20 protein-coding genes and 1 tRNA gene are annotated in these 21573 nt (G+C 64.5%); 4 read left to right on the top strand and 17 right to left on the bottom strand.

Annotated features, from left to right (window positions below):
* From tssF to VKS22_03640, 13 genes are all read right to left on the bottom strand, one after another.
* On the bottom strand, positions 1-1736 hold a 1736-nt coding region (tssF, locus tag VKS22_03700; GenBank protein HLW69707.1), incomplete at its 3' end, for a type VI secretion system baseplate subunit TssF.
* On the bottom strand, positions 1726-2217 hold the full coding sequence (gene tssE / locus VKS22_03695) for a type VI secretion system baseplate subunit TssE (protein ID HLW69706.1): 492 nt from the start codon (positions 2215-2217) through the stop codon (positions 1726-1728). The genes tssE and tssF, both read right to left, overlap by 11 nt.
* Positions 2218-2241: 24 nt before the next feature.
* Positions 2242-2742, bottom strand: coding sequence for a type VI secretion system tube protein Hcp (locus VKS22_03690; GenBank protein ID HLW69705.1), 501 nt, complete (start codon positions 2740-2742; stop codon positions 2242-2244).
* 47 nt (positions 2743-2789) lie between these two features.
* Complete coding sequence (gene tssC / locus VKS22_03685; GenBank protein HLW69704.1) at positions 2790-4319, bottom strand: type VI secretion system contractile sheath large subunit; 1530 nt, start codon at positions 4317-4319, stop codon at positions 2790-2792.
* 59 nt (positions 4320-4378) lie between these two features.
* On the bottom strand, positions 4379-4939 hold the full coding sequence (gene tssB, locus VKS22_03680; GenBank protein HLW69703.1) for a type VI secretion system contractile sheath small subunit: 561 nt from the start codon (positions 4937-4939) through the stop codon (positions 4379-4381).
* A gap of 150 nt (positions 4940-5089) precedes the next feature.
* Positions 5090-6223 carry a type VI secretion system protein TssA gene (gene tssA / locus VKS22_03675; GenBank protein HLW69702.1) on the bottom strand — a complete coding sequence of 378 codons (1134 nt, stop codon included), beginning with the start codon at positions 6221-6223 and terminating at the stop codon, positions 5090-5092.
* Entirely contained in the window at positions 6220-10332 is a 4113-nt protein-coding gene (locus VKS22_03670; protein HLW69701.1) for a type VI secretion system protein, read from the bottom strand. The genes tssA and VKS22_03670 overlap by 4 nt, the downstream gene beginning before the upstream one ends.
* An 8-nt stretch (positions 10333-10340) precedes the next feature.
* Entirely contained in the window at positions 10341-11132 is a 792-nt protein-coding gene (locus VKS22_03665) for a DotU family type IV/VI secretion system protein (GenBank protein ID HLW69700.1), read from the bottom strand.
* The gene (gene tssK / locus VKS22_03660) at positions 11132-12583 is read right to left on the bottom strand and encodes a type VI secretion system baseplate subunit TssK (protein HLW69699.1); all 1452 of its coding nucleotides are present in this window, start codon (positions 12581-12583) and stop codon (positions 11132-11134) included. Before tssK ends, VKS22_03665 begins: the two co-directional genes overlap by 1 nt.
* A 35-nt stretch (positions 12584-12618) precedes the next feature.
* The gene (locus tag VKS22_03655) at positions 12619-13089 is read right to left on the bottom strand and encodes a hypothetical protein (protein HLW69698.1); all 471 of its coding nucleotides are present in this window, start codon (positions 13087-13089) and stop codon (positions 12619-12621) included.
* On the bottom strand, positions 13086-13712 hold the full coding sequence (locus VKS22_03650) for an SPOR domain-containing protein (protein ID HLW69697.1): 627 nt from the start codon (positions 13710-13712) through the stop codon (positions 13086-13088). Before VKS22_03650 ends, VKS22_03655 begins: the two co-directional genes overlap by 4 nt.
* Before the next feature lie 79 nt (positions 13713-13791).
* Complete coding sequence (locus VKS22_03645; protein HLW69696.1) at positions 13792-14169, bottom strand: DUF4280 domain-containing protein; 378 nt, start codon at positions 14167-14169, stop codon at positions 13792-13794.
* 161 nt (positions 14170-14330) lie between these two features.
* On the bottom strand, positions 14331-15119 hold the full coding sequence (locus tag VKS22_03640; GenBank protein ID HLW69695.1) for a DUF4239 domain-containing protein: 789 nt from the start codon (positions 15117-15119) through the stop codon (positions 14331-14333).
* A 318-nt stretch (positions 15120-15437) separates the two neighbouring features.
* On the opposite strand from VKS22_03640, the gene VKS22_03635 reads away from it, so the two are divergent.
* The 3 genes from VKS22_03635 to VKS22_03625 all read left to right on the top strand — a co-directional run bounded on the left by VKS22_03635 (position 15438) and on the right by VKS22_03625 (position 16557).
* Positions 15438-15533 (top strand) — tRNA-Sec (locus VKS22_03635).
* A 44-nt stretch (positions 15534-15577) separates the two neighbouring features.
* Complete coding sequence (locus VKS22_03630) at positions 15578-15970, top strand: hypothetical protein (protein ID HLW69694.1); 393 nt, start codon at positions 15578-15580, stop codon at positions 15968-15970.
* Positions 15971-16071: 101 nt separating this feature from the next.
* Complete coding sequence (locus tag VKS22_03625; protein ID HLW69693.1) at positions 16072-16557, top strand: CinA family protein; 486 nt, start codon at positions 16072-16074, stop codon at positions 16555-16557.
* A gap of 7 nt (positions 16558-16564) precedes the next feature.
* Here VKS22_03625 and aroB read toward each other — a convergent pair whose 3' ends face one another.
* From aroB to thyX, 4 genes are all read right to left on the bottom strand, one after another.
* Entirely contained in the window at positions 16565-17638 is a 1074-nt protein-coding gene (aroB, locus tag VKS22_03620) for a 3-dehydroquinate synthase (GenBank protein ID HLW69692.1), read from the bottom strand.
* Complete coding sequence (locus VKS22_03615) at positions 17620-18195, bottom strand: shikimate kinase (protein HLW69691.1); 576 nt, start codon at positions 18193-18195, stop codon at positions 17620-17622. The genes aroB and VKS22_03615 overlap by 19 nt, the downstream gene beginning before the upstream one ends.
* A gap of 6 nt (positions 18196-18201) precedes the next feature.
* On the bottom strand, positions 18202-19368 hold the full coding sequence (gene aroC, locus VKS22_03610; protein ID HLW69690.1) for a chorismate synthase: 1167 nt from the start codon (positions 19366-19368) through the stop codon (positions 18202-18204).
* A gap of 128 nt (positions 19369-19496) precedes the next feature.
* On the bottom strand, positions 19497-20327 hold the full coding sequence (thyX, locus tag VKS22_03605) for an FAD-dependent thymidylate synthase (GenBank protein ID HLW69689.1): 831 nt from the start codon (positions 20325-20327) through the stop codon (positions 19497-19499).
* Between the two features lie 160 nt (positions 20328-20487).
* On the opposite strand from thyX, the gene VKS22_03600 reads away from it, so the two are divergent.
* A complete protein-coding gene (locus tag VKS22_03600; GenBank protein HLW69688.1) occupies positions 20488-21561 on the top strand; it encodes a quinone-dependent dihydroorotate dehydrogenase in 1074 nt (357 codons plus the stop codon).
* The last annotated feature ends 12 nt before the right edge of the window (positions 21562-21573 follow it).

The raw sequence follows: 21573 nt of genomic DNA, 5'->3' as shown, positions 1-21573 counted from the left end.
CCAAAGAGATAGGCGCTGACGCCGGGGAAGGCGGACTCGTCATACTCCAGATTGATTTCGAGACCGCGGCAAAAGCCGCGCCACGCGTCAGCGCCGATATGGCGCACGATGCGCCTCGACGATAGCGATTTCAGGCCATTAATCCGCTTGGTCGCGGCGAGGTCTTCACTCGGGCAATAAAGGAGCAGGATTTCGCGCAGTACAGCGATGCCGTCCTCGCCCTCTGCGATAGACAGATGGTTTACCGACAAATGCGATACGAGACGCCATAATGTACCACCGCTGGTCGGCGGCTCGAGCTGCCGGGTCGGCCGGTTGAGACACGACACCCCGCTGACGGGTAAATCAATTTCGAGATTGAGCGGCGTGCCGCCGACGATCTGTTCGGCCAGACCGCGGTTGGTGCACATGACATGCGCGAATACGACATCGTCAGCCGGTAGTTTGGGATCCAAATCGGGATCTACAAAGGACAGCAACATCTCGCTGCCGCTCAGGTCAGGATGGGAAACCGGCTGCCGCCGCGCATAGTACATCGCCTCACCGCGGCCCATCATATCCGCATGGCGCATCGAGAACAGCGGACGGATGACTTGGCCGCGCTCGGCCTGGGCGACCGAGCGGATGGCCCGCTGGATACTGTGAATCTCGACGCTGCTCTCGCGCCGGCTGTCGGGCGCCAGACGATATTCCAGGCGGGTATGATCGAGGCGGATGGGCTCGGTCACGCGGGGAAACAAATTGATGATCGGGGTGCAACCCAAAGCAAAACTGGCGCGATTGACCCGGATCGGCAAGCGGGCCGGGCTATCCAGCAGGAGGATTAGATCGGCAGTCGTGCCTGTGCCGAAAGCGCCCGGCGGTAGCTGTGCGATGTCGAAGAAGAGAAACTTGTCGGGAAAGGCGAAATACTCCTGGAGCAGACGGTAGGCTTGATGGGACGCCGGCGGGCAGGGGAGCAGCGCGTCTTCGGCGCCAAACCCGACGCTCTGTAACTGTGCAGTGCGCAGCAACACTGGTTGCGGCGCGGGCTCGCCGGCGGGCTGCGTCGCGCCTGCATTCGCGTCCGCCGCGATGCCGCGCAGGTGCGTGAAGAGCAACTCGTAGATGGCCTCGCGGCTATTGCTGGGTGGGGGCAAGAAGAAGCGCAGCGACGAGGGCGCGAAGTGTGCAAATGTTGCCTTGCCCAGACATCGCAGGCGGATGCGCAGAACGCTCTGGACGTCAGTTAAGCCTACTGAATCAGTGAACGCCGATGCGTCGGGAGGCGGCTCCAGACGCGCGTCGGCCACCTCGAGGGGCCACAAGGTGACCGGATAACCGGTGCGGAAACGGCAGGTCAGGTCCTCTGCGCCCTCCTGAGGCGCGGAGGCGAAGAGCTCCGTGCCGGTCGGAACGCTGATGCCTGTGAGCGAGGCGGGCTGGTCCGGGTCGGGGTGGAACGCCGCGATTGACATCGAAGGAATGGGCGCGGTGAGTTGCGGATAGAGGATGTCGAGCAAGGCCGCGGGAATTTCGGGAAACTGCGCATCATAGGTGCGCTGGAGGCGGGCGGTCAGGAAAGCGAAGGACTCGATCAAGCGCTGGACGTGCGGATCGTTGCTGCCCTGCCGTGAGAATTCAAGGGCGCCGGCAACGTCGTGATAGCGACGGCCGAATTCAGCGCCTGCGGTATAGAGATAGTCCAGCTCCGCCATGTAGTGCGGGAGCAGGTCCGCGCTGCCCCTAATTGGCATGGACGTCCGCTGCGGCTCCGCCCAGCGACAGACTGAACACCACCGGCACCCGCATCATGCCCACCGTCAAAGCCCCTCGCACTAGGATACTGATTGTCTCGGCGCTTCCAACCCCCCGCGCAATTTCGATCACAGGATCGCTGAGCCGCGGCTCGTACGCCAGAATTGCCCGGCGCATATGCATTGCGAGACGGGTGGTGGCATCATGCTCGCCAACCGGAAAGACCGACAAATCGGGAATCCCATAGTCGATCGTGCTGCGGGTGCGCTGCTCCAGAACCCCGACCGGGACCGGCGCGCGCGTATTCAGAAGATCCGCCAGTTCGCGCCTCACGGAAGCGCGCAGATCAGCTTCGTCAAGGCGCCGCGCCGCGCTTTCGTCGCGCCCGTTCGACGCCGTCTCGGCTGACGGACCCTGTGACTCGGCCAGCCGGTCAAACAACAGCGCGCGAGATCCCGGAGCGAAGTTGAAGCGGGACATCGCGTGGGGTACCGCCGAGCCGGTTCAGCCGACTTCCTGTTTCATGAGGTCGTGATAGACCGGCTGCGCGCCGTCACTGGTCCCGTCAGCAACCTTTTGCGGCGTATAGGTGTAGGTCACCTTGCCGTAGGCGAGGGCTAAGGTCTCAGTCGCGAGGTCGCCGCCGCCGCCGCCGAAACTGATATTGGAGACGACGATGTTCTCCAACTCGATCATCAGGTACTTGACCGGTTTGTTATCGCCGTCGGCGCGATAAGCGGTGAAGGTGCCCTTGCCGATTTGCTTGCCGCTCCAGCACATTTTGAGCAAATCGTCGGTGGCCTTATCGAGATACTTGGTGACTGAGAAATCGGCGTGATTCGCTTGTTCAACGGTGCCGCCTCCGGCCGAGCTGCGGGTGGGCTTTGTCGGTTGGTTGAAACTATGGCTCCATGACAGAATCTGGAGTTCCCCGGCGTGGGAGGAGTCGATCGACTCGCCTTCGATATTCGGCGTCTCGAGCTTCAGGAAAAAATTAGTAGCCATCTACAGGTTCCTCGATGAGCTGGTTGTGCGTGCGGGCCGGCGCCGCGTCAAGCCGCCACCGGCGGGGGCAGTTCGGCAACCAGGCGAATAGAGGCGGTCAATTCCTCTAGTTGGAAATGCGGCCGCAGAAAGACGGTGGCGGTGTAAACCCCGGGCTTGCCGGGCGTGTCGAACACGTCCACGCGTGCTTCGCGCAGCGGATACCGGGCCTTCAATGATTGGCCGGCGTCATCTTTGCCGAGGACATAATCGCCAATCCAGGTATTGAGGAAGGTCTGAACGTTTTCCTTGGTCATGAAGCTGCCGATCTTGTCGCGCATCATCGCCTTGATGTAGTGGGCGAAGCGCGAAGCCGTGAGGACGTAGGGCAGCATCGCGGAGATGCGCGAATTAGCATTGGCGCTGTCGGTGTTCCAGTTGGTCTTCGCCTGCTGCGCCGTCTGTCCACCGAAAAAGGCGGCAAAGTTCTCGCCCTTGTGGTGGAGCAGCGCGATGAAGCCAAGATCATTGAGTTCCTTCTCGCGGCGATCGGTGATGGCGGTTTCGGTCGGGCAATAGAGTGCTTTGGTGTTGTCGTGGCCGTTCTTGTAGACCTTGTAACTGTGGCTTGGCAGGCTCTCGACGAGGCCGCCGCCCTCGACGCCACGGATCGCCGCGGTCCAGCCATAGAGGGAATAGGCGTTAGTCACGCGCAGCGCGAGCTTGTAGGCGGCGCTACCCCACAGATATTTGCCGTGGTCGGTGCCGTCGACGTCCTCGACGAACGACATGCCCTCGACCGGCACGGTGTCGGGCCCGTAGGGCAGACGTTGCAGGACCCGCGGCATGGTCAGGGCGACGTAGCGGCTATCCTCGCTCTCGCGAAAGGCCCGCCAATCGGCAAAGTCGCTGCTCTCGAAGATCTTCGCGAGGTCGCGCGGCGCGGGCAGCTCGGTGAAGCCTTCCATAAAAAACATCGTGGGGCTGGCCGCGGCGATGAACGGGGCATGCGCCGAAGCCGCCACGTTGGAGATTTTGGTCAGCAGCAAGACGTCCTGATTATTCGGGCCAAATTCATAATCGCCGACGAGGACGCTGTAAGGATTGCCGCCGAAGGTGCCGTATTCTTCCTCGTAGACCTTTTTGAACAATGCGCTCTGATCAAACTCGGTGGCGCTCTTCAGATCCTTGAGCAGATCATTCTTGCTGACGTTCATCAGGCGCAACTTCAACCTTGTCCCGGTCTCGGTGTTCATGACCAGATCGTTGAGGCCGCGCCAGGAGGCTTCGAGGCGCTGAAACTCCGGGTGATGCATCACCTCGTTAAGCTGGCCGCTGATCAAATCGTCGAGATCGGCGATGCAATCGTTTATATGCTGGACCAGGTCGGTACTGGCGGTGCTGGCCTTGTCGACGACCTGATCGACGAATTTTTGCAGCAGATCGACGGCCTTGGCCTGGACCTCGGGCTCGGCGTCCTTGCGGACGAGCTTACCCTCGACCAGGATGCGATCGAGCAGGGTGATAGCGGTCGCGGCTTGCGGGGCCGCGGCTTGGGCTGTGGCGGTTTGGGTGGCGGGCTTTTTCTCATCGGCCATCGCTATTCTCCAGGGATTCCATCAATTGACGATGCTTTAACGTGACGGCGGCCGCCCCCTCAGGACGCGGGCTTGGCCGGCGCGTCGGGCGTGGCCGGCGCTTCGGGCTTGGCCAGCGCGAGAGTCAGTTCGCCGCGCAGCTTTTTCTGTTGCTCGGTATCGGCGAGCACCGCGCTCAGAATGGCGTCGAGGTGGTCGTTACCGTCGAGCTTGGCGAGGAGATCATTCAAGCGGTTGCGCGCGACAAAAAGGTCGTTGAGCGCGGGGATTTGCTTGACGACGTTGACCGGATCGAAATCCGACATCCGGGTAAAGTTCAACAGCACGTTGTGCATCTCGGTGGAATCTTTCTTCAGCCGGTCCGGGACACGGAACGCGATGCGCGGCGCGGTCGCCTCGAGGACGGCGTCGAAATTGTCGCGGTCGATCTCGACAAATTTCCGCTCCTTGAGCTTGGGCAGCGGGTTGTCAGGATCGGGCTGGCCGGCCAGATCGGCGAGAATGCCGACGATGAAGGGCAGCTCCTTTTTCTGGATCGCGCCGCCGGTCTCGACATCGTAAGTAATCTGCACGCGCGGCGGGCGGACGCGGGAGAGCTTTTGTTGCGTGCTTTCAGCCATGGTTTCCTCGATGAATTTGGAGTTGGGCGTGCGCCTCGCTCGCTGTTACCCGTACGGGCTATTACCTATTTGGATGACTGCTTGTCAAGGACAGTCAACTGCGGGTCAGCCTGAGTCCGGCTGAGCGTCCAGTTCCGGAAGATCTCCGGCTCAAGGCTTGCGACGGTCGCCGGCGGCGTCTTCGGCCTCGTCAGCCATCGCACCGAGCCCGAGCACGTCGATTAACTGGTCGAGCTGGAGCCCGGCGTGCGAAAAATTCATCACGAGCTGGGCGAAGGACATGTCGCCCCATTCGATCGCACGCCGGATCAGATATGGCACGGGGCTATGCGGCTCGAGCGCCTGGAGCAAGTCGGCGATTTCGAGCAAGCGCGCGTAAGCGTTTTCCCGGGTTGGCCGCTCGATTGCCGGTGGCGGGGCTCCGGCTGGGGCCGCGGCCGGGTTACTCGAGACCCGGGCAAACAGCCGCTGCGGCAGCGTTGGGGGCTGGCGTTCGGAGAGCGCGGCCGAAGCCAGGTTGGAGAGGTCGCGGAGCGCGTCGGCGATGGCGCCGAGGCCCGGGGCGTCGCGACCGCACGCCGTGGCGAGGACCTCATCGAGGGCGATCAGCGCGCTGCGGGCCGCGGCCAGCCCCGCGTTCATCTGATTCCAGAACTTCGTCTCGGTGCGCGTGCGCACGGTCGCGAAGGCCGCGAGTGTCACGGCGCCGGCGGCTTCGGAGCGCTCGACCGCTTTCGGATCACGCTGGCGCAAGCCTTCGAGCAGCTGCGCATTGACGTAGTCGGTCCAGGTGTAGGATTCGTCGGCGTTGCCGGCCGCAACGACGACCGGCAGGTTGCGCAACAGGATCGGGATGCGGGTGTTCAACCATTCGAAAGGCGCAAGGCGCGGTCCCAAGTCGCCCTCGTCGATCTGCGGATGAAGATCGGGCCAGAAGCGCCGGCAGAGCGCGGCGAGCAGACGGAGTCCGGGGGCGAGACCGGCGAAGCCGCGCCGATGAATCCAGGCCTCGGTGAGCCAGCTCGCGACCTGGAGATCCTTGCTGCGTTCACGCAGCACTTCGCCGCACAGTTGCTCGACCAGGGGCCAATCCGAGCGTTTGATCTCGCGCGTCCAAACGCCTTGCGGCAGGCGCAGATTCTCTTCGCGGCGCGCTTCCACAATCGCGCTGTAGATCGGGTCGAAGCGCAGATCGGGTCCGGTGCCGGACGGACCGGCGGACGGCGCGAGCAGCACCTCGAGGTCGAGCGCGACGGCGGGTGGCTGGGCGGCTGAGTCGCTCATGGCGCCATCAATGCCGTGCTGCCGAGCGGCGGCGCAGCGGTCTGGTCGTCGAGCTGCGGCGCCGCCGTCGGAAAAATCGGCAGGCTCACGGGTTGACGCTTGTCGGGCTGGCCGGCAACGCGGATGGTCGCGGTCAGGCCAAAGCGCATGAAGACCTGCGCCGTGGTCAGGTTCGCCGGCCCGACGCTGGCGGCGGCTGGTGATGAGCACCAGAAACCGCAGCTCGACGTAGCGCCGGCCGCTTTGGCATTGCGTTGCAAAGGGACCACGAAGCCGATCGTCTCGGGACGCCGATCCGAGAGTTGGGCCATCACCGCGGCGCTTGGACGTTGCGCGGCGATCATGCGGAGCAACGCCCATGGCCCGCGATATTCGTAAGTAACCGCCAGCCCGCGCACCCGCGGCGACTGCGCGCCGCCGCTGACCGGCGCCTCCGGCGCATCTTTGGCCCAATGCAAAATCATCCGTACGCGTTGTCCGTTGCTCCAGGCAAGATCGTTGGTTGTGGCGAAGGACGAAAGCCGTTGTTGGCCGAATTCTGCGGTCGCCTCGAGCATCTGGTCGGCGCCGGGATCGCTGCCGATATTGGTGCGGAACTCGACGGTCACATCGTAGGTCAGCGACGCGTCGGGCGGTGCGGTGGTCAGCATCGGGGCGAGCGCGAGCTGCACGGCAAGCAACTGATCGACAAACTGCGGCGCCCCCGCGCGCGCGTACGCAGGGATGCCGGCCAACTGCTCGCGGAGGGTGGCAAGCTTTCCGCCAAAACGATTGTAGAAGCGCTTGACATCGGTGAGGTCGGCGTCCGGCGCCGTCACCGCGCCGAACGGAAAGCGTCCGGCGAGGTCGTGGTTGAAACTCTCAGCGAGGTTGTCGTACTGAGCGACGGACTCGCCATGTGCGACCTGATTGCATCGATTGCGCACGGCCCGGCCGATGGTTCCGAGCTGGACCGCGAACCAGTCGGCGCCACCGCTGAATGCGGCCGTGATCTGGCGGCAATCGCCGAGATCGATATGGTCCATGTCAGTGGAGATGAACTGTTCGAGGCGGCTGAGCGAATTGCCCGGGACGCTGCGATGGTAGCGATCGAGCGTGCTTATGATCGCCTGCCAGCGGGTGAGCAAAGCGCGGTCGCTGCTGCTGAGCAGGACGCCGCTCTGTTGCAGATAGGTGATCATCGGCGCGGCATTGTCGCGCGCCAGCGCCTCAACGTAGTCGCGCCGCGCGGGCAGCGTGCCCACCAGCTCCGGCAGCGTTGCCGAGCCGAAGGCGGGCGCCGCAAGGGGCGGCGTACCGGACCAGAAGGCGAGGTTGCCGTCGACCAGCGCATAGGGGTCGGCGGCATTCAAAAGCGCGTCTATCTGACGCAGCAGCCGGATCGCCTGACCGGCCAGCAACTGGTCGAGGCGGTCGGCTGAATTCGTGCGTCCGGCCCCGCGCAGCAAGGTGCGCAAGTTAATCAGGATCGGTGCGGCGTCAGCGAAGCGCGCCATCTCGTCGCGCAGGGCGGCGGTGCTGCCGGGCTGAGCGCTGGCGCCGTTGTCGAGGCCCGCTTGCTGGGCGCGGGCGACGACGTTCGCCGCCAGCAAGTCGAGCCGTTCGCCAGCCGCCGCTTGCACCTGCTCGCGGAATTCCGCCGGCAGCGTCGCGGGCAAGTCTTGGCCGACAAACAGCAGCCAGGACTCGGCCACTGCTTGCAGCGATTGCAGATCCTGCGGATCCCAGAGGAGGGATCCATCGAGCGCGAGCGGCCACGCCCTCGCCGAGGGCATCGCATCCGCGACCAGCGGCTGCGCGAGGAAGAGGTCGAGCGTCTGATCGATTGCCTTCAGCGGCGCCGATACCTGAAGCGAAGTTGGGCCGGCGGTCAGGACCGGCTCGCCGCCGAAAACGCGCGCCGCCAGCAGCCATTCGCGCGTGCGGGTTACGCAATCGGTGGCTGAACGGCGTAACTCCGCCGGCAGGTTGGAGGCGACCGGCGCAAGCTCCGCGCCGCCCCCGCTGGCGGACAGCGCTGTAAGCTGGTCGAGCTCGGAGCTGATCGACGCGGCATCGTGGTCGTCGAGAATCCAGGCGTACTCCGGCAGAGAGGTCTGCGCCTGGGCGGTATGCAGCGCCAGATCGAGGCGCCGCAGACGCCCGATCGACCCGACGGTCTGCGCGTCGCCGCCGTAAACGCCGGCATTGGCTATGACCTCGGAAACTGCAAGGCCGAGCGCGCTGCCGGGATATGCGCCGGCGAGCCCGCGGGCAAACTGGGCGCGGAGTATCATACCGACGGTGGTGCGGATGGGCCCGATGTCAAGCAGCGGTGCCCTCGCGCCGCGCAAGGCATTCTCATACAGGTAATAATTGGTGTTGAAGCCCGCCGGCAGTGAAACGGCGAGCGTGAACTCGAGGAGCGATTCCAGATTTCCAATCTGCGGATTGGCCGGCAGGTCCTGGTAGTTCTGGAGCTCCTGGCGGTAAACGCTCAGCCGCCGAGTGATCTGCGCGAGCTGCGCGACATCGGCCGAAGTGGCGCCGTTAGCCGCGCACGCGGTATCGCCAGGCGCGCCCGCGAGTTCGCCCGGCGAGTCATCGCCGGCCGGTGGGCGCACTCCCAGCAGCGCGGGAATCGCGTCGGTCAGTCGGGAGTATACCGTACGCAAGACTTCCACCTGGTAGGCCTCGCGAATCGCCTGTTCGACCTCGGTGCTGACATTGGTGAAATAGGAGAGCGGCGCCCATGGCGTCTCGAGCCGATTGAGCGACACCGCGGCCATCGCTTCAACCAGGGCCTTGGTGTCTTCGATGCCGCGCTGCTCTGATTGCGCCGGCAAGGGAGAATTGGCAGTCACCGCTCGTGCGGTTTCAGATCGCGCGGATTGAGCGCGTTCCCCCAAGGCTGCGATCTCCTGCACCAGCGGAGATACCGTCTTCAGCGCCTCGCGATGATGCCGCACGTGAATCAGGCCGGCCAGGGCCAAGAGCACAAGAACTGCGAATACGCACTGGGCGATGCGGATTTGCCGCTGGCGCCGCGTCACTGCGCCGCGCGCCGGCTGGGCCAGGAATTGCTCAGGGAAGATCCGCTTGGCGAAAAGCTGCGCCGCGAAGAGATCCGGCCCGCCAAGCGCCGCGGATGCCTCGCTGCCGGTCAAATAAAAGCCGCGGAACATGAACGCGTCGTGATAGGCGCTCGGTTGCAGCATCGGGGTCAGCAGGAGCGCCAGAGGTTCCGCCAGCCGCGCCAAGGCGTTGGGGAATAACAGCACCGGCTCCGCCCTGTTCGGATCCTTTAAGCCGCTCAGCAGCCGCAATTGCAGGGTTGAGAGCCGCGCCGTCAGGGCCTCGATGCCTTCCCGAATCCAGCTTCGTTCGAAGGCGGTGTCGAGCGCGTAGGGCACGCTCCAGCCGAAGGGCTCACGGCGCATCGGCTCCGGCAGCTCGGCGGCGGTGGCGGTAAAGCCGTTGAGCGCCTCGCATTCGTTGAGCAGGAGGTAGATCGGCACGCGCCAACCGCCGGTCCGTTGCGCCGTCCATAGTAGTTGGTAGAGCCGTTCACTGAGCATCGTCAAAGCGTCGTCGTCGAGCTTGGTCGGGCCGGCAAGTTGGGCAGCAGTCAAGACCACAACGAGGCCGTCGAAGGGGCGGTCTTCGCGGTGCTTCGACAATGCGCGCAAAAGCTCGGCCCAACGGGTTTCCCATCGCTCACTGCCGAGCAGGCCGTCCTCGAAGCTGACCACGGCGCCGTCAGGAGAGACCAGGATGCGACAGTCGCCGCGCGACAGATCGAGTTGCGCGCGCGTCAGATCGCCGGCGCCGACTTTGGGAATCATGCGCTGCAACGCGGCGCTGCCCGCGCCAACCGCGATCAGCAGCGGGACCGCGTCGATCTGATGGCGGCCGCCGTACAGGGCCGACAACCGCTCTGTCGCGCGCCGGATCTGCGCGGCGACCGGCATCGGCGGCTCGGTCGCCGCCTCAGCCGGAGGCGGCGCGGGCGTCGCCGCGGGCGCAGCCGATCGGCGGATTGCGATTACGGTCAGCACGACCAAAAGAATTGCGAGGACCACCGCAAGCAGCGGCAAGGCGCTGACGACCCATGGAGGAAACGCAGCCATGCTTGCGCTCAAGGCCCGTTGGGCAGCGACTGGAAAGCGCTCACCGCGCTGTGGGCGGTGTTCAGGACGTAGCTTACGCCGGTGCGCCAGATCAGCCAGCTAATCAGAAGATAGGCGGCGACGACGCCGCCGATTGCCAGCCCCCACGGGCGCAGCCGCGGTAAACGGTCCGGTGCATGATGGGTCAGCGGTTCGGCGGCCCCAGCGATCAGGCTGCCGAAGGCGATCGCGCTCGGATCGGTATTGTCAAATATGACGCGGCGCAGGCGTTCCTTGACCCGCGGGATTTCGCCGTGCGGGTCGCCGGCGTGGTAGCGGCCGCGGAACCCCATCTCGAGCGCCAGCAGGATGCTCATCGCGACGCCGTTGGGATCGCGCACCTGCGGTTTGGCCAGCGCCTCAGCCGCCTGGAAGATGCGGTCGCCCGCGATGCGGCTGCGATAGAGCACGGCCTCGAGCGGGGTCTCGTGCCAGCCGTCGCGCCCCGGCCATCCGAGCACGCCGTGCAACAAGGCCTCGTCGGCGATTGCCGCCATGACATAGCCCGGATCGACGCCGGCCGACGCGCCGGGCGGGACCGCGCCGCCGAACCCTTGCGCGGCGATGGCGCTGCGCAGCCGCATCCGCACCGCCAGCAAGACCTCTTCTTCCAGGCGCCCCGGGGCAGCGGCGCGGTGGCCCAGCAGAGCCATCCAGTCGCCGTCGCGCAGGATGCGCTTGATCGCGAACAGTTCGTCGTAGAACTGGCGGAACCGCCGCAGCGCTGCATCGGCTTCTAGAGGTAGCGCAGTTGGCGGCATCAGGGGTTGCCGACGCGGGAATTGGGATCCGGAATTGGCAGGAAGAGCATCAACTGATCCGGTTCGCTCGGACCGTTACCGAAGCCGTCACCGTCGCCCGGCGCTTCGTCGGGAGGCAGGCTAATCTGCAGCGCTTGTCCGGCAGACAGCAAATCAGGCTCGGCGAGGACATTGAACAAGAGCATCTGGGGCTGCGGCATGAGCCCGAGATCCGGAGCGCTTTGCACTTCCTCGCGAAGCGCGCCGGCCGAGCGATTAAGGTCGAGCGTGTCGATCTCTCCGAGCGCCCCGATCCGGGCCGCTTGGAACCATTGCCGAACCGCTTCGACGCTCTGGCTGCGTCGTAGCCGCACGCCGATTACGAACCTGCCGCGCAGATAGTGCAGCACGTGATCGTCACGCAGATAGACCGGGCGGAGTGTCAGCTCAAACCTGCCCGCTCCGACATGTTCGAAAACTTCTGAAGTGTAGGGCGTGCGCAGCTTGTCGAGCGCCTCATTGATGAACCGGCTGACGGCAGTGAACGCCGAAAGCGGATCAGTGTGAAGATAGCCGTCAAAATTTGGGTTGGTCAGTTCGCCGCCCATGACTGCGAGGTCGCCCGCGATATCGCATAGCGCCAGGTAAACGTCGAAGGGATGCGCCGCGCGCGTTTTCAGCAGCGCCGACAGCCGCGGTAAGCCTCGGATGATCGTGCGGAGCGTGACGATGCTGTCACCGACCGTGCCGGCCTGACCCTCGGCCAAAGCCCCGCGCAGGCGCCCCGCCCAATCGTTCGCCTTGGTCGCGAGGGCGGTCTCGATGGCCTTGGCGCAACTGAAAAGCAGGGTGTCTTCTTCGACGCGCAAGCGCGGCGGCTCGTAAGCGTCGCTTTTGGTGAAGCGCTGCCCGTCTGATCGCAGGAGGGCCAGCGGCAGGCTCACCAGGCGCGCCGGCGAAGGCGGATTCAGGGGACCGTCAGTCCCCTCGAGCGCCAGATTGGGCAGCAGCCGCGGAATCACGATGGCATTATCGCCGGTGTTCGCGTCGGCGATTTCAGTGCCGACGATTTCGCGAAAACGTTGTTTATTGCCGGTGCCGACGCGTTCGGCCGGCGAGCTTTGGGCCGCCACCGTCACGTGCACCGCAACCGACTGCGACTCGGAGTTCGCCAGCAGTGGTTTCAAGTCGAGATCGAGCGCGGGCGCCTTTACCGCGGCATCGACGGGGTACAAGACGAGCAAGCCGTCGGGCATGATCGCCTCAAGTTCGGTGATCGAAAAGCGCCCCGCTTCCAGCGCCGCAGTATCGATTCGCAGACGGCGGAGGCCCCAGCCGAAAGGCGCCGTGGCCTGGATGAGGTAGCTCCGCAGCGCGTGAGCGCGCAGGTCGGCCTGCTGAAAGTGCTGCGGCGAGAGCAGCATGCCTTCATGCCACAACACGGCCTCGGGGATCGCACGCGCGTCCGTCACGATCGGGTGCACCTAAGCTCCTTTACGGCAATGTGTCATGGCGAGACAGCGAAGTCCTCTCGATTAAGCCAAACGATAATCTCTTTGGCATCGCCCAGTGTTTGGCGATGGTCGCCCGGCGACGCATAGCGCGCGAACAGCATCGTGCGGACGCGGTTGCAGGTTGCGTCCAAGGGCAGGTTGCGGGCGGTCTGCCCGGGTGCGAGTTCCCACGACCGCACCTCCATCGCGCCGGGGAAGTCGCGTTCGAGCTGTTGTCGGCGGCTGAAATATTCCTGAGCGGACAGCGCTGCCACCTGATCGGCCACAAGTTTGTCGGAGATGAATACCAGATCAACGGCGACGGCAGTACTGCCGTTGGCGCTTGGATCAGCGATCAGGGTGATGCGATGGGGCCCGGGCGGAAAGGCGCATAGCCACGAGGGCGTCGAACACGCGGTCAGGCCCTGGGCCAGAATCGCCAGCGCCACGGCTTTCCACCATCTGGCGTCGCCCCATGCGATCATTGCGGCTCAGGCTTGATCACCAGCGCGGCGAGACCCGTATGACGCCGTAACGACGCCGCGGCCTCGGCGGCCGAACTACGATCGACGAAGCTGCCGACCTGAACCCACTGCCACGCCTTGCCGTTGCTTTTGAATGGCACGACGCTGGCCGCAAAGCCATCCCTCATAAGCTCCGCCTTCATCCGCGTGGCGTTGGCCGGCTCTCGGAAAGCCGCGAGCTGCAAGACGTAGGCGCTTGTGGGTGAGGGGCCTGCCGCTGACGCAGCGGGATCAGCCGGCGCATCCGCAGGGGCTGATCCCGAGTCAGATGCCGGCGGCGGTGGCGCCTCGGCAGCGGCCGCAGCAGTGCTCAAGGTCGGCGGAGGAGCGGATGACATTGGAGCGGATGACATTGGAGCGTTCGGGGCTGGAGCCGTCGAAGGCGGCGCAGTCGCGGCTTCGGCGGCGCCGGATCCGCTCGCAGACGCCGGCATGGGCGCGGCGGGACCCTGATGTATTGCGGCGACGAGCGGGGCGTTAGTAGGCAGCGCCGGTGGGGCGGTCTTCGTCAGCCAGAGCGTGAGCACGACGCCGAGGGCGAAGGCGAGCAGGTCGGCCGTGACAATGAGATATGCCGAGCGCACTTAGTGACCAAAACGGTAGGGGCGACGCATTGGCCGGATTGTTCCGATGATTTCCGTCATGGTCGAAATTAAGCGGACCTCACGGCACCATCACGGTGAACTGTCCGGGCACGGCGATCGTGATCACGCCCGCCCAGGTGCACATCAGCATGCAACTGGTGTCGACCGCGGGCATGCCCCCGATCAGCACGGTCGGAACGCCGGGCGTCCAGGGGGCGACCGTCGCGGGCACGCAGGGCATCGGCGTCAGCACACCCAACGCCGCCGCCGTCGCACTGGCGACCGTCGGATTGGCCAGGCTTGAGCAGAGGCCGAAGGGCACGATGTTCGCAATCGGGATGTTGTCCATGATGTTCGCTGCCGGCGGGCCGCCTGCCATCACACGGTTGGCGGGCAGGACTTGCAGCGCCGCCGGCGCCAGGCCGAAGCTGCATGTGAGTAACGTACCGCTGATCACTTGCAGGGGAATCGGCCTAAATCCTTCAAATCAACTCAAAAGACAACAACTTGTCAGATTCAGATGCAACATCGGGTTAAATCAGAACGATGTCGCATTGGCAAGAGATTCGTGCGGATGACATCGATGGTCGCCCCGCCCTCCGCAGCGCGCCCGGCAATTTAACCCGGACCGACGTCCTTAAGCACCTGCTGGAAAGGTTCGGACGAAACGCTGATCTCGCCGCGGAACGGATAGTCGAGCTGTACGATTAGCGCCACCACGACCACCATCGCGGTGGCCAGGCCGGCGGCCAGGGCGAAGTGCATCCAGCGGCTGCGCATGCTCAGCAACGCCATGAACCCGATCGTCAGCAGACCAAGGAAGACCACCACGCCCCAGACCGCGCCGGGAATGTGGCCGGCGGCGGCATCGAGCCGCGACCGGCGGGCGTCGTAGAGGTTATTCAGCGAGCGCAACATTTCCTGCATAACGATGGCGTCGCCGGAAGTCTTGGGCTGAAACGACGCCAGGGTCGCGCGAAAGTTGCGCAAAGCGGGTGACGCAGCTCTGGCAATACTGCCGGCTTGCTGCACCGGCCACTCGCGATTCACAACGGCGTCGATATAATCACGCAATTCGTTCTGGAGTTGTGAGGTCAGCCCTTTGTCGCTGAACCCTCCAGCATCGACGTAGAGGTCTTGCACGATGCCCGCTTCGCGGTCGGCGAGATCGGACGCCTTGGACAAATCCTCCCACGCTGCGACGGCGATGAAAGCCAACAAGACCGTATAGAGCACCGCTATGTTGGCGACTGTCGCCAGTGTGAACTCGTTATGAATATGCCGAGTTTCGGCGCTGATCAGGCGCGTCACCACGACCACGAAAAAACCCGAGACCACAAGCCCGCACAGGATGAAGACGCTCGAGCTCAACCAAGCGGAGTTACTGTAGATCCAATCGTCCAGCATTGCGCCCGCCCCCCTGCTTGCCTTACCGCGGACGGCTCGTGCGGTCGATTCGCGGATTGAGAGGTTCGCTCACAACTCCCCGACTTCACCCGAGGCCGAACCGGCAGTTTGAAGTCATCCGTGTACCACGGTGCGGGATGCAAAGCGATGAAGCTTGTCGATGCGGAAGCGGCCGGATTGAGCTTCTTTTTGTGCGTGGCTCGTGGCCGAGATCGACTTCGGTCCTAGCCCTTCGACCGCGAACGATTGCCCGGCGATGGTCCTCACGCCCAACCGCGGGTTGCGCAAATCGCCGTATGTGCTTAAGAAACAGAGCGCGGAGGAGGAAGGGGCCCGGTGGTCCCACCGGTCTTCAAAACCGGCTTGGCGGGCAATGCGCTCGCCGGAGGGTTCGACTCCCTCCCACCTCCGCCAGTACGATTCGCACGCTTAATCAAGTGACCAATGAGGAGATAAAAATGAAAATGACGCGTTTTCATGCAACCGCCGATGGTGGCTCGCGCTTTCAGGAGATCGAAGTGCCGATCAATCAGCCGCGTCCCGACAACATGGGTCACACGATGATGCAATCCAACGCCTGGCCCTCGGCGAGTATCCGCTTCGTCGAGTTGCCGGTCGGCCTGGATCAGACCTGGCATCACGCGCCCGCAAGTCAAATCGTCGTGGTGCTGGCGGGCGAACTGGAAGTCGGAACCAGCGACGGCGAGAAGCGCAGATGCATCGCCGGGCAGGCCTTCATCGCCGACGATCTGATCGGTAAGGGTCATCTGACCCGCGTGATCAGCGGCCCGGCCCACGTAATGTTCGTCGAGTTGCCGAAGAACTTCGATTTCGCCCGATGGTCGGCCTGAGCGGAGGAAGCGCGGTGCGGCGCGTTCCTGGCGGTGGGTTTGATGAGACGTGGCGGCTCGGCTAGAGTCGCGGCATCGCTCGACCAAGGATGGGCATGCTGATGCAGGAGCTAATCGCCGCCGCCGCAAAGATTGGCGCAATACTGAAGGATCGGCACGAGACCATTGCGGTCGGCGAGTCGTCGGCGGGCGGACTGATCTCGGCGGCGTTACTCGCGATGCCCGGGGCGTCGGCCTACTTCTTCGGCGGCGCGATTGTCTACACGCGCGCGTCGCGGCGCGACCTGCTCGCGATTCCTGACGCTGCCTTTGCCGGTATCAAGCCCGGCTCCGAAGAGTTAGCGCTGGTTATCGCGCGGGGCGCGCGCACGCGACTCGCGGCAACCTGGGGCATCTCCGAGATTGGGGCGGCAGGCCCGACCGGAACCAGTTATGGTCATCCTGCCGGCTCATGCTGGATCGCAGTCGCCGGACCGCTCGAGCGGGCGATCACTGTTCAGACGGGGCTGAGCGACCGCTATACGAATATGGTGAAATTTGCGGCCGCTGCGCTGGATCTCATGGCGCAATGTCTGGCGGATGGTTGAAAAAAAGTCATGCGCCTGAGGTTATTTCGTCGAAGCTCAGCTTGCGCGTGACCGCGTGACCGAGGCGATCGAGCAGCACGAACTCGACCTCGCCGCCGACCCGCTTCTTGTCGAGCCGCAGCGCCTGGAGAAAATCCACGCTCCGCCAGCCGTCCGGCATCTGAGTAGGTAACCCGGCCGCCGCAATCAACCGTTCGAGTCGTGAGGCCTCGCCGGCGCTGAAACCCGCATAGCGGCTCGACAGGCGAGCCGCCACGACCATCCCGATAGCCACCGCTTCCCCATGAAAATAGGCGCCGTAGCCCGCAGAGGCTTCGAGTGCATGGCCCAGAGTATGACCGAAGTTAAGAATTTTGCGCAGGCCGCCTTCGCGCTCGTCGTGCGCGACGACGAATGCCTTGTGCCGCAGCGAGCGCTCGACCACCTGCTCAAGCGCCGCCGGGTCGCGCGACAAAATCGCGGGCATCGCGCGCTCAAGCCAATCGATAAAGGGGGCATCCATGATCGCGCCGTACTTGACGACCTCGGCGAGCCCTTCGCGAAACTCGCGATCGGGCAACGTGGCGAGCGCCAGCGTATCGGCGACAATCAGGCGCGGCTGATAGAAGGCGCCGATCAGGTTCTTCGCGGCGCGCGAGTTCACCGCGGTCTTGCCGCCGAGAGCGGAATCGACCTGGGCGACCAGCGTCGTCGGCAGCTGCACCAGGGGCAGGCCGCGCAAGTAGGTCGCCGCGGCGAAACCGGCAAGGTCGCCAACCACACCGCCGCCGAGCGCGAAGACCGTGCTCCCGCGATCGATTTCGGCCGCCGTCAGACGGTCATAGACGGTCTCGAGCATCGCGAGCGATTTGCTCGACTCACCCGCGGGCACTTCGATGGTTATAGGCTCAAAGCCGCCCTCGTGGAGCGCGGCGCGGACGGCGTCGCCGTAGAATCTGGCGACATTCGCATCGGTGACGATCGCAGCTCGTCCGCCTGGAAGACCCGCGTCGCGGGCCAGTTGCGCAACTTGCGCAAGGAGTCCCGGCCCGACGTGGACGTCATGCGCGGCGGCTGCGAGTTCTACGCGGAAAGCCGCCATTTTGCCGGGCGCTCAGCCGTCATCGCGCGCAGAATCTCGTCCACCACCTGCTCGATACTCAAGTGCGACGTGTCGATCGTGATCGCCGCGCGCGCATAGGCCTCGCGCCGCGCTTCGAGCAGCTCGATGATACGATCTTTGAGCGGCTTGCCGCCCTGCGTGAGCATCGGGCGCGAGCGCGCCGATGCGCCGATGCGCCGCGCGATCACTTCGGGTCGTGCGGTCAGACAAACGATCAGACCGGCGCGCTTGAGCCGCTCGCAGTTGGCCGGATCAACAATAGCGCCGCCGCCGGTCGCGACCACCGCCGGACGCGGCTCGTGGCAGTGCGGGCAGCGTATGGCGTCGTCCGCGATCGCGGCGATGACTTCGCGTTCGAGCCGGCGAAACTGCATCTCGCCGGAATCGCGGAAAATCTCCGGAATCGATTTGCCCGCCCGCGCCGCGATTTCGGCGTCACAATCGACAAAGCGCCAGCCGAGCCGCGCGGCTAGTGCGCGGGCCACGGCGCTTTTGCCGGTTGCCATGAAGCCGGTCAGGATGAGTTTGGGCGCCATCACCGCTCAGTAGCTGTGCACCTGATCCAGATAGCTATGATAGTTGCGTGCGGTCTCGGTGAAGGAATCGCCGCCGAATTTCTCGAGGAAGGCCGCCGCGAGTTCGAACGCGACGACTGCCTCGGCGATCACCGCGGCCGCCGGAATCGCACACACATCCGATCTTTCGATCGTGCCGGGGGCCTCCTGCTTGCTGCGGATATCCGCCGAGCGCAGTGGGCGCATCAGCGTCGAGAGCGGCTTGAACGCGACGCGCATGCGCAGCGGCTCGCCGGTGCTCATGCCGCCTTCGGTGCCGCCGGAGTTGTTTGAGTGGCGGGTAAAGCGCCGCTCCTCGGCGTCATAGCCGATCTCATCGTGCAGGGCCGAGCCGCGCACCCGCGCCGCGCCGAAGCCCATACCGAACTCGACCCCCTTCACCGCCTGCACGCTCATCAGGGCGTGGCCGAGGCGGGCGTCGAGCTTGCGATCCCACTGGACATAACTGCCGAGTCCCACCGGCAGCCCGCTCGCGACGACTTCGACCACGCCGCCGAGCGTATCGCCGGTTTTTTTGCACTCATCGATTTCGGTGATGATCGCGCGCTCGGCAGTTGGATCAGCCACGCGCACCAACGATTCCTCGGTAACCCGTGCGAGTTGCGTGAAGTCGATTCCGTCCGGCGCGTGCGCCTCAATCTCGCCGATACTGGCGACATAGCCCAACACGGTGACGCCGAACGGCGTGAGAAACTGCTTCGCGAAAGCGCCGATCGCCACCCGCGCTGTGGTCTCGCGCGCCGAAGCCCGTTCGAGCACGTCGCGGATATCCTCGAGGTTGTACTTGAGCACGCCGGCCAGGTCGGCGTGACCCGGACGTGGGCGCGTCACGATCTTGGCCTCGCCGCGATCGTTCGGATCGACCGACATGCGCTTTTCCCAGTTCTTGAAATCGCGATTCTCGACGATAAAAGTTACCGGACTGCCCATCGTGCGGCCGAAGCGGATCCCGGAGACGACCCGCACTTCGTCCTTTTCGATCGCCATCCTGCCGCCGCGTCCGTAGCCTTTTTGACGGCGCGCCAAATCGTGATTGATCGCCGCCAGATCGATCGTGAAGCCAGCCGGCGCGCCTTCGACCACCGCGACCAGTTCGGGCCCGTGAGATTCGCCGGCAGTAAGGAAACGCAGCATAACCCTGCATACTAATCGAGCCGCGACCGCCGCGCATTAGGGGGGTTTTATCGGATCGCGACGACCCGCATCAGCTCGCCGCGTGTTTGAGGCCTTCGAGGGTCAGCGCGCGGAAACACCCTGATCGGTCAGAGCAGCTCTTTTTCCTCGACGGCGCGGAATTCAACCTCGCTGAGCGCCTGCGCCTTGCGTGTGCCGTGTTTCTCGTACATCTCGAACAGGGCGGACTTATGCGGCCGCACGCGCCCGAGCGGACATTTCTCCCAATCCGCGAGCGACTCGTCGCAGTACCCCATGCGATTCTCGCCGCATTTGGGCTGCAGGAAAGCCGCGATCTCCGGCAGAATCCGCTTGATCTCAGCGCGCATCAACGCGACCATCCGGCGAATCTCCCACTGCGCGCGGACGCACAGCCGCAGGTCGCAGATGTGCAGCATCTCGGCAAAATTCACCATCACGTGAAAATTCGTCGGTGCCGCGTTGGGCAGAATAAACCGCGCATCTTCTGCTGGAATCCCGGCTTTCAGCGCCTTCGCGTAGAGCGCCGAGGTCTGGGCGAGCAGCGCGGCGAAGTCGTCGTCGAGTTCGGCGCGCGCCCACGATTCCGGCATCACGAAGGCCAGCTTGTCCTCTTTGAATTTGACGTAGCGCTGGCTCTGCTGCTCGAAGCTGATGCCGATCCGATGGCGTACGAACTGATGGGACAAAGATCGCGAGACGCCCGCGATCGCGAACCAGAAAACCACCTGTTCGAGCGGCGAGCCGTGGCCGGTCTTGAGCCGCTCACCGATAAACTCCCGAATTTTCTCGCGGCTGATTTTCTCCGTCTCGATCTTCTGCCAGATCTCGATCGGGGTGTCGGGGGAGTAGCAGGTGCGAAAGGCCGCGTAGAGCTTTTCCAGCGGCGCCTGCGCGTAATCGATCAACTTCACCTGCATAATCGCTTGTGTATTCGTCATCGCCGCGCCGCTCATCACCCTAAGCTTAGTCGATTCCGCAATGCTGGTGCAGCCGCGTGCGCCGCGAGTCTCAACAGGCAATCCTGTTGATGGCGAACGCCGCCCAGCTCTTCGCGCTTGATTGCGTCGAGCGCGGTCGGCTGCAACATTCGCATCTTGGATGGACCTGAATTTCGACGCCTGCTATCGCGCGATTCTGCGCCCGCTGCTCTTTCAGCTCGACGCCGAGCTGGCCCATCGCCTGACGCTGGCGGTGCTCTCTCGAGTACCGGCGCTGACCCCGCCTGTGGATCCGCCGGCCCTGCGCACCGAACTCTTCGGGCGCGTCTTTTCGAATCCGATCGGTCTGGCTGGCGGCCTCGACAAGGACGGGCGCGCAATCCATGCCTGGAATGCGCTGGGCTTCGGCTTCGCCGAAATCGGCACGGTCACGCCGAAGCCGCAACCGGGCAATTCTCGGCCGCGTATCTGGCGGCTGCCGAAACATCGCGCGATGGTGAATCGGCTGGGCTTTCCAAGCGACGGGATGGAGATGGTGGCCGCGCGCCTCGAGCGTCTCAATGGACGCGCATTGCCGCTTCGGCTAGCGCTCAATCTCGGGCCCAACAAGGAGACACCGGCCGAGCGCGTCGCCGAGGATTACGCCCAACTGATGCGCCGACTCGGTCCGCTGGCGGACTTCATCGTCGTCAATCTATCTTCGCCGAATACCCCCGGCCTGCGCGACTTTCAGGCGCCCGAGCGGATGCGCTCGGTGGTCGAGGCGATCCATAGGGCCGCAGCAGGAAGCGCGCAGCCGCCTTTGCTGATCAAGCTGGCGCCGGACCTCGAGCCCGCGATGCTCGCCGATATCTGTGCCGTCGCGCTCGAACTCCAACTCGACGGCATCGTGGCGACCAACACGACTTTGCAGCGGGACGCGGTGGGCGTTAGTTCGACTCTGATGGGTGGTCTGAGCGGCGAGCCGCTGAAAATTCTCGCGCGAGCAGCCATCGCTCGTCTCTACCGACAGCTCGGCGGTCGCATCCCCATCCTCGGCGTCGGCGGCGTCACCACGGCCGATGACGCCTATGGCCACATCCGTGCCGGCGCGAGCCTGATCGAGCTCTACACCGCGATGGTCTATCGCGGTCCCGGCGTCGTGCGCCAGATCAAATCCGGACTGATCCGCTTGCTCGCCCGCGACGGCTTCCGCTTTATTAGCGAAGCAGTCGGCGCCGCGCCCCAAGCCTGAACGCACCCGACC

The sequence above is a fragment of the Candidatus Binataceae bacterium genome, assembly GCA_035308025.1.
Taxonomy (GTDB): domain Bacteria; phylum Desulfobacterota; class Binatia; order Binatales; family Binataceae; genus JAJPHI01.
The sequence above is the reverse complement of the archived record's forward strand: the minus strand, read 5'-3'. Positions and strand labels throughout refer to the sequence as shown.